Origin of the sequence: Simiduia litorea (genome assembly GCF_042853465.1) — a bacterium.
Lineage (GTDB): Bacteria > Pseudomonadota > Gammaproteobacteria > Pseudomonadales > Cellvibrionaceae > Simiduia > Simiduia litorea.
On record NZ_AP031497.1, the window covers coordinates 3,848,209 to 3,862,254 of the forward strand.

Annotated in this window: 11 protein-coding genes; 2 read left to right on the forward strand and 9 right to left on the reverse strand. The window is 50.9% G+C overall.

The window, feature by feature from the left end; translation table 11 throughout:
- The 8 genes from ACGHTT_RS17060 to ACGHTT_RS17095 all read right to left on the reverse strand — a co-directional run bounded on the left by ACGHTT_RS17060 (position 1) and on the right by ACGHTT_RS17095 (position 9,751).
- Complete coding sequence (locus ACGHTT_RS17060) at positions 1 to 765, reverse strand: SDR family oxidoreductase (protein ID WP_390592178.1); 765 nt, start codon at positions 763 to 765, stop codon at positions 1 to 3.
- A gap of 3 nt (positions 766 to 768) precedes the next feature.
- Entirely contained in the window at positions 769 to 1,794 is a 1,026-nt protein-coding gene (locus tag ACGHTT_RS17065; RefSeq protein ID WP_390592179.1) for a zinc-binding dehydrogenase, read from the reverse strand.
- Positions 1,795 to 1,806: 12 nt separating this feature from the next.
- The gene (locus ACGHTT_RS17070) at positions 1,807 to 2,946 is read right to left on the reverse strand and encodes a mandelate racemase/muconate lactonizing enzyme family protein (protein WP_390592180.1); all 1,140 of its coding nucleotides are present in this window, start codon (positions 2,944 to 2,946) and stop codon (positions 1,807 to 1,809) included.
- 133 nt (positions 2,947 to 3,079) lie between these two features.
- On the reverse strand, positions 3,080 to 5,401 hold the full coding sequence (locus tag ACGHTT_RS17075; protein WP_390592181.1) for an agarase: 2,322 nt from the start codon (positions 5,399 to 5,401) through the stop codon (positions 3,080 to 3,082).
- A gap of 160 nt (positions 5,402 to 5,561) precedes the next feature.
- Positions 5,562 to 6,716, reverse strand: a complete 1,155-nt coding sequence (locus tag ACGHTT_RS17080; protein WP_390592182.1) for a mandelate racemase/muconate lactonizing enzyme family protein — start codon at positions 6,714 to 6,716, stop codon at positions 5,562 to 5,564.
- Positions 6,717 to 6,761: 45 nt separating this feature from the next.
- Entirely contained in the window at positions 6,762 to 7,541 is a 780-nt protein-coding gene (locus ACGHTT_RS17085) for an SDR family oxidoreductase (protein ID WP_390592183.1), read from the reverse strand.
- Between the two features lie 49 nt (positions 7,542 to 7,590).
- Positions 7,591 to 8,154, reverse strand: coding sequence for a DUF7010 family protein (locus tag ACGHTT_RS17090; RefSeq protein ID WP_390592184.1), 564 nt, complete (start codon positions 8,152 to 8,154; stop codon positions 7,591 to 7,593).
- 25 nt (positions 8,155 to 8,179) lie between these two features.
- The gene (locus ACGHTT_RS17095; RefSeq protein ID WP_390592185.1) at positions 8,180 to 9,751 is read right to left on the reverse strand and encodes a sugar porter family MFS transporter; all 1,572 of its coding nucleotides are present in this window, start codon (positions 9,749 to 9,751) and stop codon (positions 8,180 to 8,182) included.
- Between the two features lie 222 nt (positions 9,752 to 9,973).
- Between ACGHTT_RS17095 and ACGHTT_RS17100 the strand changes: the two genes are divergently transcribed.
- Complete coding sequence (locus ACGHTT_RS17100) at positions 9,974 to 10,612, forward strand: 2-dehydro-3-deoxy-6-phosphogalactonate aldolase (RefSeq protein WP_390592186.1); 639 nt, start codon at positions 9,974 to 9,976, stop codon at positions 10,610 to 10,612.
- A gap of 320 nt (positions 10,613 to 10,932) precedes the next feature.
- On the opposite strand, the gene ACGHTT_RS17105 is transcribed toward ACGHTT_RS17100, so the two are convergent.
- Positions 10,933 to 11,202, reverse strand: coding sequence for a hypothetical protein (locus ACGHTT_RS17105; RefSeq protein WP_390592187.1), 270 nt, complete (start codon positions 11,200 to 11,202; stop codon positions 10,933 to 10,935).
- A 148-nt stretch (positions 11,203 to 11,350) separates the two neighbouring features.
- Between ACGHTT_RS17105 and ACGHTT_RS17110 the strand changes: the two genes are divergently transcribed.
- Positions 11,351 to 13,753: an agarase gene (locus tag ACGHTT_RS17110; RefSeq protein WP_390592188.1), complete on the forward strand. Its 2,403-nt coding sequence runs from the start codon at positions 11,351 to 11,353 to the stop codon at positions 13,751 to 13,753.
- Positions 13,754 to 14,046 lie beyond the last annotated feature (293 nt).

The window sequence follows — 14,046 nt, forward strand, 5'->3', positions numbered from 1 at the left end:
CTATCTCCCCATCCAGCCGCCGTCCACTAGCACGGTGCTGCCATTCATATAGTTAGAAGCGGCGGAAGCAAGAAATACTACCGGCCCTTTGAAATCTTCCGGTGTACCCCAGCGCCCTTGTGGGATACGACCTAAAATGCTGCTCGCTCTTTGCGCATCGTTGCGTAGCGCTTCGGTATTATCGGTAGCAATGTAACCCGGAGCGATGGCATTTACGTTGATGCCTTGGGAGGCCCATTCGTTCGACAGCGCCATAACCAACTGACCTAAAGCACCTTTACTGGCAGCATAACCTGGCACAGTGATGCCGCCTTGGTAGGTGAGCAACGACGCGGTGAAGATAATTTTTCCCGACTTATTTGCAACCATGGTTTTGCCTAATTCGCGGCTTAAAATAAATTGTGCGTTAAGGTTAACTTCCATCACCTTATCCCATAGGTCATCGCCGTGCTCGGCCGCTGGGGCACGTAAAATAGTGCCTGCATTGTTGACCAAAATATCAATGCGCGGGTGATCTACTTTTACCTTCGCGATGAAAGCGTAAAGCGCCGAACGATCTGAAAAATCACATTGGTAGGCGTAGAATTTTCTGCCCGCCCTTTCAACTGCCTGCGCCACTTCAGCGTTAGCGCTTTCGAGGCTTGCCGATACACCAATCACATCGGCACCGGCCTCGGCCAAGGCCTCTGCCATGCCTTTGCCGATACCGCGCTTGCAACCCGTTACTAAGGCAAGCTTACCTTCGAGGCTAAATAGATTTTGCATAATTTAAACCGCTCCGTTACAGCTAACCAAGGCTTTCATTCCTGCTGGGTTGTTGTCCATGCTGGCAAAAGCGGTACCGATATTGTTGAGTTCAGTGACTGAGCTGATGAATTTATCTAAGTCAACTTTGCCTTGGGCAACCAAGGCGATGGCTTGTTCGAAGTCTGCATGCTCATAAACTCGTGCACCAAGCAACTCCAATTCCTTCCAGAAAAACTGGAACAAATCAACTTCAGGCTTTTGCGAGTGAATGGCCACCATCACAATGCGACCGCGCACGGAGGCAATTTTTGTCATGGTTTCAATGGCTGCCTTTACACCAGACACTTCGAATACCACGTCGGCACCCTTATCGTTGGTCCAGGCCTTTACCACGGCATCAATGTCTTCAGTGATAGGGTTAACCGTTGCCATGCCGTTGTCTTTAGCAAACTGGCGACGCACATCGTTGACCTCAGAAATCATCACGTCGGCACCAACGGATTTCGCGGCTAAAGCCACTAACTGACCAATGGGGCCACCGCCAATCACCACAGCTTTTTCACCGGCTTTTAAACGCGCACGCGATACATCGTGTGTAGCAACCGCCAAAGGCTCGATTAATGCACCTTGTTTTAAGCTCATGCCCTCAGGCAATTTGTGCAAGGTACGGGCTTTCACTGTCCAACTACTTTGGAATGCGCCGGGTGAATCAATGCCCATAAACTTTAGCTTGTGGCAAACATGAGAATGGCCGGCATCACACGCGGGGCAAGCACCGCAATAATCCAATGGCCGAACCACAACGTTATCGCCTACGGCTACATTCGTAACGCCAGCACCTAGCGCCATGACTGTACCCGACATTTCGTGGCCGATAACTTTCGGAGGCGCCACACGTGCATCCATAACACCGTGGTAAATATGCATGTCTGTGCCGCAAATACCGACATAGCCTACATTTAAACGGACTTCACCTGGGCCTGGCGCAACTTGACTGCCGGCCACCAGCGTGAATTTTTTGTCGCCAATATATTGTGCTGCCAACATAATTTTTACTCGTTAAATTAATTTAACCTGATGCGGGCGCAGCAGGTTGTCATCGAATACCACACCCGTGCCGGCGATATCTGGCGCTACCGCCAAACCTCCTTGCAACTGGATGGGATGGGTTGTGTATTGATCAATAGGAAAGGAATGCACTTCCAAAAAACCGGCGTGTGGCTGCGAGGCCATCAACGACACATGCAGCTCGTGCATGCCATGACTGCACACGGGTAAATTCGCCGCCAACGCCATATTTGCCACCTGTAACCAACCGGTGATACCGCCAATATTAGAGGCGTCGGGTTGCAAGAAACCCAGCTTGGCTTGCTCAATGGCATAACCAAACTCGTGAATAGTGTGTAGGTTTTCACCCATTGCTAGGGGGATATTGATGCTCTCGGCAATGCGAGCAAAGCCTTTGTAATCATCGGGAATAGTGGGCTCTTCGAACCAGCTAATATCCTGATCCTCAATGGCGCGGCCAAAGCGGATGGCCTGCTCAACAGTCATGGAGTAATTAGCGTCCACCATAAATGTCGTGGCCTCGCCAATGACGTCACGCACTGCGCGTACCCGCTCAACATCCTCTTTGTAATGAGGTTTACCGCATTTAATTTTTACGGCATTAAAACCGCGAGACAAATAACCAGCCACATTGCTTTGCAACTTATCTACGGAGAAATTGAGATCGATACCGCCGGCATAACAGCGCGTGGTATTGCCGTGGCCCCCGGCCACTTTCCACAACGGCTGGTTAAGTTGTTTACAGCGAATATCCCACAGGGCTATATCGACCGCAGAAATGGCAAAGCTCACCAAGCCCCCGCGCCCGACATAATGCAAATGCCATTGCATTTTTTGCCACAGATCGAGAATACACGATGCATCTTCGCCCATTAAAAGCGGCTTAAGCTCGTGCTCAAGCAGCGAAAATATTGCGCGTCCACCCTTGCCGCCCGTGTAGGTGTAACCAACACCTTCGCTGCCGTCATGGCAGCGAATTCGGCACAGTATTAATTCGAAATGGGTGTGGTCGCCATGCTTAGCATCCGACAGCACTTCCGCCAAGGGCACCTGATAGTACTCCACAGCGACAGAGGCAATAGCGCTACCCTTTTGCGCCACCTTGTCATTTTGTACCAGATTCTTGAGCATAATTACGGTTCCTGACTTTTCACTCATTGTAGATTGTTAACAATTTTCGTCAAGGGTATTTTCCGCCTTCGATGCAACGCATGCACCGAAGGGGGTAAGCGACCATTACTTGCTGACGCTTGAATTAAGGGCGTTAATCTTGAGCTGGCGCCGCTGCGTTACCAAAGCGTCGGCCATAGAGCTCGGCATTCAATTGGCGAGACGCCTCCACCAATTCGGCATAGGGCTGATCCACCAAACTGACAAAGCCAACGTTGTAGTTTTCACCATCCCAAGCACGGCCGGCAGCGGGCGAGTCAATGTACTGAAACCAGTGCGCGCCCACGAACCAGGGGTTGTCGATCATGGTGCGCATATAGTCTTTAAACATGCGCCCACGTTCAGTTTGATCTTGCGCCGATACTAAGCCCGGATGAAACACACCGGTATCGAGTGCGCCAAAATGAAACTCACCGATAATGGAGGGCATGTCGATCTCGGGCAAAAAATCCCAGAAGCCGGCAGCCAAACCTTCGGTGTAAAAGTTGTAGCTCATCACATCGACATGCTTGGCCGCACCGCGCACCACCTCAGGGGTCATTCCCCAGTCGGCGAAACGGGCACCTAAATACAAGTGATTTGGCATTTGCGCTTTAAGCTCAGTATTCACCACCGCAAAAAATTGCGACGATAGCGCTTCCAGCAAATCACCTAAATCCTGCTGCATGCTGCCCTCAAAACTACCCTCGTAAGTAAAGCTTTTGGCAAAACTAGCCCATGACTGCACCGGCTTATTCCAAGCCTTGGCAAGGTCGGCAACATTGGGATACTTAGCTTTTAACAACGCCACAAACGCGGCTTTGGCAGGGCTATCAGCGGCATCGCGAGCCAAGGTGTAAATGGCTAAGCCATAGTGGCCGCGCTCCGTGCCCATACGCCCCCAGCTCAGTTCATTTTCAATAAACACACCCATGCACCAGGGGTCACCATTCACCTCTTTCGCCACTTGGCTTACGGTTTTACGTACAGAAAGTGCAAACGCGGGGTCGTAAGGGTCGTGCATTGGCGCCCAGAAATCGTCGCCACTGCTGATGCGCTTATGGTCGCCTAGTATCCAACCATTGGCCACATAGGCAATTTTCTGGTTTTGATACAAACTCGGATCGGCCCAATTACCCAAGGTGGTAAAGCCCCAAGCCAACTGCCTATCTAACGTGCGCTGACGCCAAACCGCGATAAAATCCGAGCCATATTTACGCTCAAGGTTAGCCTGATAAAAGCTATAACTTTCACCCTGTTTAAGCGGCCCCGTATGTGCTTCAGGGCGATAACCATAATGCTTAGCGAGGGGATCATTCATATCCGGTAGCCAACTGAACATATTGCGACGTAAGTCACTGGCGACAAACCGGCCCTCGCGCTGAGTGGATTTACTCGACGCGCCAATGGAGTGCGCCGGTAAATTGGCATCCACCGCCTCGCTCTCATTAGCATTTTTATAATCCATGCCGGTCATAGTGGCCGTATTAGCCATGCGCATATTGTCTACGCCAGTGGCCCAGAACAAATAGCCTTCAGGATCAACTAAAGCCCACTTGCCTTGATATTTTTCGGTGCGAAAATAACCCGTTGCCTCAAGCTTCGGCCCATTAACCCAGCCGCCAAATGTAGAGCGATCTTTAAATTTTGGCGCCGCCGCAATCTCTTTCGCTTCTGCGGCATTAAAAGCCTGCAACTCTGCAACAGAGTGCACCTTACCGGGATAGTCTTTGCCCGTGTATTGGCCGAACTGATCAAAGATATTTACCAGGTTAGTCGGAATAAAAGCCCCATTACTGGCGATGCGAATATTGTCAAAGACCACCTTGCGATCTGACACAATGCTTTTCATCAAGAAATCGATTTTGGTAATTTTCGCAAGATTTAATTGCTTGTTGCCCCACATCCACGTCATGGGTGTAAAACTGGAATCATAGAGGTGCGGATCGCTACGCATACCCGTATCGAGCGCAAGCGCTGGGCCATTGAGATCAAAACTAAAACTCTCGTTACTGCCTTCGGCCACGTTAAACGAGCGTGCGCCATAACCGCCATCGGCGTCGTAGATATAAACAAACAACTGCGCCGAGTGATCGCCTTTATTGGCCACATCAACCACTAAACCAACACTAGAACCAGCCTGCGACCAATCAAAGGGCTGCTCAGGCTTTAGTGTCACAGTAGGTTGATAGGTGCTAGCTTGGTAATGGGCAACAAGAGCACCCTGCTCGGCACTCAACGCCACGCCTTGGCCGCTAATATTTGTAAACTCACCGGCATCAAAGTTAAACAACACGGCGGCTGGTGTTGATGCATTGTTTCCGGCCATATCTTTAACCGCAGGCGCTTTGCTGCCACCACAGGCAGATAGAAAAACAGCACCCAAGGCGGTAAAAGCCACCACACGTACGACAGAGTTTATCTTGCTAACAAACATAAGAGCCTCATCTAGCCTAGACACGTTTATTTTGTTAACAATCTACAATGATGCCAGAGATATGTAAACCTTTAAATCGGCGCGACAACAAGGTTTACCGGCTAGGCCATACCCTAGAGATGAGCGCCTAAAGCCTATTATCAATGGCGCTCAAATTGACCTACCAGTTGGTAAAAGAGCCGTCTGGCTTGCGCAGACGAGGCGCCTCCCAGAATTTGAAGCTCTGCTCTTTCAGCGCAGCCTCATCCACATCTATACCTAACCCCGGGGCATCAAGAACCGGATAAACACCGTTAGTCTCGATCGGTCGATTGATAAAGAAGCGGTTGTGGTCGGTGCGGTCGCTGTCATAGGGCGCCACTTCACACCACGCCAAATTGGGAATAGCGGCGCACATCTGAATAGTGGCAGCCGTGCACACGGGGCCGAGTGGGTCGTGAGGCATCACATCGATATAGTGCGTTTCTGCCATGGCCGCCACCTTCATCGCCTCGGTTAAACCGCCCACATTGCACACATCGATACGGGCAAACTGATTCAGACCCGACTCGATGTAAGGCATAAAATCCCACTTGCTGGCGAACTCTTCGCCAATAGCGAAAGGCACGTCAGTCATACTGCGCAGCGCCGCGTAAGCAGAAGGCGTCTGATCTCGAATAGGTTCTTCGATGAAATCCAAAGTGCCAGCCGGCATTTTATTACAAAAGGACGCCGCCTCGGCCACCGTAAAACGATGGTGATAGTCGACGCCCAGCACCACAGCCTCACCTAACTCTTGGCGCAACTCTTTAAGCGCACCGGTGGCGGCAGCAATGGATTTACGCACATCAAATTGCGTGTCTTGACTCGGGTTGCCATGCTCGCCCGTGGTGGCACGAATCACTTGCCAACCATCGGCCGCTAGGCGCTTACAATCGTCAATGAGTTCGGCGCCCATCGGCTTAATGCTGGTAACAAAACAGGGGATTTCATGGCGCTGCTTACCGCCTAATAATTGGTGCACAGGCACGCCCAAGGCTTTGCCAGCAATGTCCCACAACGCAATGTCGATCGCGGATATGGCTGCCGTTAACACTCGGCCACCCTCAAAATATTGGCTGCGATACATTTCCTGCCAAAGCGCACCAATGTGGCGGGCATCGCGACCAATTAAAAATTCGCGAAAATGTTTTACCGCGCCCGCCACCGCCAATTCGCGGCTAGATAAACCCGACTCGCCCCAACCGTAAATACCCGCATCGGTTTCAACTTTCACTAAACACAAGTTGCGGTGGCCAACCCACACGGGGTAGGCGATAACATCTGTAATTTTCATGACGGCACTCTGTAAATTTTTTTAAACCGAAATCATCAGGCCAATCTATTTTAGATCCTGTGAACTCACCAAACTGGCACTCAAGCCGTGATCGGCTATTAAATCTGAACCCGTTAATGCCGACGACAAATCGGAAAGTAAAAAGGCGGCCAGCTGGCCAATTTCTTCTACCGTAGCGTAAGTACCATCGGCGTGCATGGCATTAAAACTGGTTTCAAATTTCGGATTATTATCCACCACCTTTTGCACGGCCTCTGTACGGGTTAAGCCTGGGCTTAAGCTATTCACGCGCACGCCAAACTTGCCCAAGCTCCAGGCCATGGCACGACTCATAGCTACAATAGCCGCCTTAGTTCCGGCGTACATTTCATAGTCGGGCACGCTGGCACCGGCATGGTTAGAGGCAATATTAACAATGGCACCCGAGCGTTTTTCAGCCATAACATTAGCCACCGCCTGACACATTAAAAAGACGGAGCGCTGATTAACGGCCCACATACAATCCAATTTCTCTATGGGAAAATCCAAAAAGTTTCCCTCTAGAGTCACACCGGCGTTATTCACTAAACCATCAATACGGCCGTAACGCTCAACCACGGTTTGCACCAATGCCTGAATACTGACAGGGTCACTCACATCGGTTTGAACAAAATCCACTGCCAAGCCTTTTTGCACTAGCGCTTCCGCGTGCGCCTTTGCCGCTTCATTAAGTTCGGCCATCACTAGGGTAGCGCCTGCCTTTGCGCACACTTGGGTAATACCCCAACCAATACCGGCCCCGGCGCCAGTGACAATAACAACGCGATCTTTTAAGGTTTGACTCATAACGCTCTCACATAAAGTGGGTAAAAATACCCCATATCAATATAGCCGCTTAAGGCGTGTGCGCCGCCTGCTTTGGTAATAACAGCCAGCGTCGCCTCAGTAGCCACAAGGTCACCAGATATACCGCCATAATCACAATCGCCACGGCCAAATAACGCTGTTGCGGAAATAGATACCATACCAATAACACCCCCAGCGTACGCGTTAACGCATGAAAAATTCCAAGCCAGTGCTTTATCGACCAAGAGAATGGCAACCACATCAAACCCGTGAGTATGCCAATACTAAGGGGCAGCGAATCCGGCTGAACAAGAAAAAACGGAATGGCGATGGCATATACCAATAATGCCATGCACAACACCATTAAAAACAATTGATCAAAACAGTTCTTTTCACGCTGCTTATCGAAAATTGGCTCGCCCAATAGGTTTGACAAAAAAATACCGATATAAAAAATGCTGCCAGTGCCAGCAAACAACACCCAAGGCATCACCTGCAACGGTAAAAAAATAGCAGCAATAGCAATAAACAACCAAACCAAGGTGCCAGCCAAAGGCACCGCCAAAAACTGGCGACGCGCATAAATAACTTGCTGATCGTCCAAACTCGACAAAACCTACCCTCAGATATTAATCAAACTAAGCACGCGCCATATTTAACGTGGCTTCAATTTCTTCGATAGATTTGTTCTTCGTTTCTGGTAGCAACTTCAGCAAAACTAGCCAACCAACAGTAATGGAACCGGCATAGAACAAAAATATTTCTGCAGCGCCCATATTGCTGAGCTGCCAAGGAAAAAATTGCTGCACTAAATAACTCACCACACTCACCACGAGGGCGAAACACGGGATAGCAATACCGCGTACGTGGGTTGGAAATATTTCCGAAAACAATACCCACATAATAGGGCCAATGGAAAAATTGAAAGCGGCGATAAAACACATAATGCCCAGCAACACCATTGTTGTATTTATGTGAATAGCACCCTGAATGAGCACACTTTCTTGAGCCCTTGCCGCGCCCTCACCTAAGGCCGCATACAAAGCCTGCTTGAAAGCAACGTCACTGCCAAACTCCACGCCCAACAGCGACTGCAGAGCGCCGGCATCAACTTGTGACGCCAGCGCTAAAATGGCGTCTTGATCCAATACATAGCGCGCATTGGCAAAGCCGTAGGCGCAAACAAACAAACTTAACGCTGCCCAAGCCAAACCAAACAGCACCAAGGGCCGGCGCCCTAAGCGATCAATTAACAGTAAAGCCAGCACGGTAAAAACCACGCTTACCAAGCCAACCAGTACGGCCTGAAAAAAGGCGGCGTCTGTGCCTATACCCGTCTGCTCAAATACCGTAGGCGCGTAAAACATAATGGCATTAATGCCCGTAATGGGTTGAATAATGGCGATAGCTAAACCAATCCACACAGCTTTACGCAAACGCCCATCGAACAACTCAGACACCTGAGCCTTAAAAGATAATTCATGACTGCTTTGTGCCGTACTGGCTTGAATTTCAGCAAGCTCGGGCGCCACTTCATCGGGTGGCAACAACCTACCTAGCACGGCGCGCGCCTCATCGGTGCGGCCTTTCATGACCAACCAGCGCGGACTTTCAGGAATCAAAAATAGCATGAGCAACCAGAGCGTCGCGGGCAGCACTTCAACGGCAAGCATCCAGCGCCACGTGTGCTCGACAATACCCACAGCCTCCACCCAAGGCGCTGCCGCATTGGACGCCATAAGGATTAAATAGTTAGCAAAATAAGCCGCCGACAAACCCACCACAATGGTAATTTGATTCATCGACACTAACTTACCGCGCATATTGGCCGGCGCAATCTCGCCAATATACATAGACGCCAGAGACAGCGAGGTAAACGCCAGCCCACCGAGAAAACGTGCCGCCACTAACGCCTCAAAATTAGGCGCCAATACTGACGCAATGGCCGACAATAAATACAGCGCCGCAATAATTAACAGCGCTTTTTTACGCCCAAGGGAATTGCAAATATGACCGGTTACCAACAAGGCAAAAATCACGCCGAAACCCGGCGCGCTCACCACCGTGCCCACCTGTAAATCAGACAGACCGAACTCGCTAGTCACAAAGCGAACCGTGCCGGAAATTAACGCGGCATCTAAACCGAAAATAAAACCGCCAAACGCCACGATGGCGGCGAACTTGAAGGCTGTGCGCTGAAAGGCATTCATAGAAACTGCACCCAAATTATTGTTATGGCAACTAAGCTAACGAAGCTACAGAGCAATGTCCAAGCTTCGATTTCACCAAGTCCAAAATCCTGTACTCACGTCAGGAGGCAAACGTAAACATCCATACTACAGACTTATTCTTATTTTGTTAACAATTAACTATGTACAATAAAGGTAAAGCCTAGGTAAAATGTGTCATCGCTCAAAACCGGACCTATTCTGATGCTAGCCAAACAATTCCAGCAAGCACTAAACGAATGCCCCATCGTCGCCATTATTCGCGGCGTTGAACCCAAGGAGGTGGAGGCTGTCGCCAACGCACTATTGGATGCGGGTGTGCGCATTATTGAAGTCCCCCTCAACTCGCCCTCCCCTTTAGCCAGCATTGAAAAGCTCGCTAAAATCGTTGAGGGCCGCGGCATTTGTGGTGCAGGCACAGTAACAACCGCAAGCGCCGTCACTGACGTGCACAATGCTGGCGGCCAATTGATTGTGTCACCTAATGCTGACGCCAGCGTGATCGAGGCCACATTACAGGCCAAGATGATCTCGCTACCCGGCTGCATCACCCCAAGCGACTGTTATGTCGCCATCAACGCCGGTGCCAGCTACTTGAAAATGTTCCCGATTGGCGACCTGGGCCCTACCTACTACCGCTCTGTGATGGCCATCATCCCAAAACACATCACCACGCTCACGGTAGGCGGCATGCACGAAGGCAATCTGGCCGACTATTGGCAACTAGGCTCTCGCGGATTCGGCGTAGCCTCAAACATCTACGCCCCCGGCGACAGCGCTGCCACCGTCACCACCAAAGCACGCATCCTAGTAGACGCCACCAAGCAACTCCCTCGCAGTTGACGTTGTCTCGATACGTCATGCACCGCTTGCCGCTCTAGAGCGGCTTTTTTATGGCCAAGGATGGCCGGTATGTCGGCAGGAGCCATGGATGGCGAGCCGACGTGCTGCAGATCACTACAAATTATTTCACCACCTTGTACGCATGGACGCGCAGGAGCGGCGTGCTGCAGATCACTCCAATCCATTTAGATTAACCTGCAAGTTGAGCCATGGATGGCGAGCCGACGTGCTGCAGATCACTACAAATATTTCACTACCTTGTAGACATCAACACGCAGGAGCGGCTTGTAGCTTGTAGCTTGTAGCTTGCAGCCTAAAACTTACTCCCCCCCCGCATACAACAATGGAAAATATTTCGATGCCATGGCCTGCCCCTTGGCCACGCGAATATCCGTGCCGCGCAATATTACGTCGTCGGTATCACTTTTGGCTCCGTCGGCAAAAACATTCAACACCATGACGCGCCGGCTACGCGTTGATTTATTTTCAAACGAGCCGTGCATCATCAACGGGTGATGAAAGCAGGCGTGGCCTATACCCGCATCGGCAATGCCAATCAGTAAGGGCTGTATCGCGCCGGTCATTTCCATACCCCCACCCAAAACAAGACTCAGCTAATGAGTTGCGTATGGACTATCTTTGAACCACTACAAATTGTCAACAATTAACTATTCACAAATAATGCATCTCTGGGTAGACTGCCCCAATAACAACATAAAATCCTAATGGAACCCAGCCATGCCACGCACACACTTCTCACTGCTCACCGCCCTTAGCCTTACCGCCTTTCTCGTTGCCTGCGGTGGCGGCGGCGGGAGCAGTAACTCAACCCCAGACACAGGCGGCGAGACGGTCACAGACACCACACCGAATGCCTTTAACTTTACCGCCCTTGCCGACGCGGCGTTGAACACCGCTTATGAATCCGAAGCCTTTACCCTTGCCGGCATCAACGCCGAAACAAGCATCAGCATTAGCGGTGGCGAATACGCCGTGAATGGCGGCAACTTTTCAACTAGTGCCGGTAAAGTGAATAACGGCGATAGCATCGTGGTAAGGGTTACCAGCAGCAGCGAACACAACACAGCCAGCAGCGCCACCCTAACCATTGGCGACGTCAACGCCAGCTTTTCCGTTACCACCGGCGCGGCAGCACCGGCATCGGGCGCCGTGAAGGTAGACGTGAACCTAGACTTGGTGCACTCAGTAGGTAGTGTGGATAGCTTCGACCGACGCAAATTCATCACCATTCACGCCTCAAACGCCGAGAACGATTGGTTCGGCGGCGATGCCAATAGCCTTGGCGCCCCCAATGAGGACCCTGAGTTAATCACTCACTTTTTAGAAACCTACGATGTGTATCTAGGCCGCGACACCGGCACCATGAGCTGGCAACTGAAGCAACTACCGGAAGACCCAAATCGCTCGGGTTTCATCGATGTAGCCACAGCGACAGCTAATGGCGGTGGTTCGCGCTGGAATTACACCAACGGAACCAGCTCAAATGCCACGCTGATTCGCCAACACGCGCATCGCGCCACCGATATGGTAGTTGCCGCACAACAACACCCCTACTGGCCGGACGGCACAGAAATTGGCACCCAAGGCTGGAGCTTTTCGCAAACCGATAGCCAAGCAGAGCCCTTCGGCACCGCCGTTGGCCACTATATGGCGAATTTTCTGTACGAATATTTTAACCGCGGCGGCACCGACACCTTCGGTCAGCCAAAGCCTGTGTTCTTGGAAGTGATGAACGAACCTTTATACGAACTGGTGGACTTTCCTATTGGAACGGCCACCACGCCCCAAAAAGTTTTCGAATTTCACAATGCAGTCGCCAACGAAGTGCGCGCCTACCGCGACCCCTGGAACCAAGCCTCGCACAGCAACGTGAAAATTGGCGGTTACACCGTCGCCTTCCCAGACTTTGAGAAAAATAATTTCGAGCGCTGGGAAACCCGCGATAAATTATTTATCGACCTAGCCGGTGCCAACATGGATTTTATTTCCATGCACTTATACGATTTCCCCACGTTTAACGGCACCAACCAATTGCGCCGCGGCAGCAACGTAGAGGCCACCTTCGACATGATCGAGCAGTACATGATGCTGCAGCTAGGTGAACGCAAACCTTTCGTTATTTCAGAGCTAGGGGCCTCCACCCATCAACATTTTAATGAACCCTGGACGCCTTATCGCGACGGCCTAAAACTCACCGCCTTAAACGGTATTCTCATGAGCTTGCTCGAGCGCCCCGATCAAATTGCCAAGGCCATCCCCTTTATTCCCGTGAAGGCCGAGTGGGGCAGAAAGTCAGCCACAATACCCTATAACGATCGCCTCATGCGCCAGAAGAAAGAAGCCAGTGGCGAAACCGGCGACGCTTGGGTTTACACAGACATGGTGAAGTTCTATCAGCTTTGGTCTGATGTAAAAGGCAAACGCCTAGATAGCTGGACCAGTGACTTAGATGTACAAGCCGACGCCTACACCGACGGCAACTTAGTGTTCTTAGTGCTCAACAATTTGGAAGCAGACGCTACCGACATCGATCTAGCCCTACTGGGCGCTAACGGTAAAACCATTAACTACGTGAGCATCAAAGAGCTTTATCTAGATGCCAATGGCAACCCGCAACTCAGCCAACAAGCCTTCAACACCATACCCGACACCTTAGTGCTACAAGGGCAAGCCACAATGGTTATCGCCATTACTTACGCTGAAGCCTTGGCGCCAAGCGGCACACTTGCGGAAACCAAGTACTACGCCACACATTATAAGCAGGCCATTAACGCCAACAGCGCCATAACCTTTTCTATTAATGATGTGGTGGTGGGTGCAGAGGGTGAAGCGGTACTGCGCTTAGGTGTAGGGCGAGCGCACGGAAAATCCTTTACCCCTACCGCCATGTTAAACGGCCACATGCTAACAGTACCCACAGACTACCGCGGTTACGATCAATACGATGCTGGCAAAGGTAGACCAACCTTTTATGGCGTACTGGAAATTCCGGTATCGCTCGCACAACTGGAAAGCACCAACAGCTTGGAACTCACCTTCCCGGATGACGGCGGTTACGTGGCAAGCGTTAGCGTACAAGTATTCAACGCGAACCGCGCCTTAAACCGTGGTGCACGTTAATCGGTCGTTGTTTCATTGCTCGCTATAACGTCCCTTTAGGCTGGAATTCCAGCCTTTTTTTCGACTATAGATTATTACATCAATAGGCAGAGGAGCGCTTCAGCGGTGAATAAAGTGTTAAGGTGCGGTAAGTTTTTCACGGCCTTTTTGCGGAATGATTCAGTGTAACGTTAGTGTTTCTTAGGTGACATAGCGTCTCCACTATATAGAGTGAATATAACTAGATAGGGTCCTGCTGATTGTGGGGAACTTTGACGACTAACGCCGCTAGCAGGCGACCAGTTGTAGTGGAG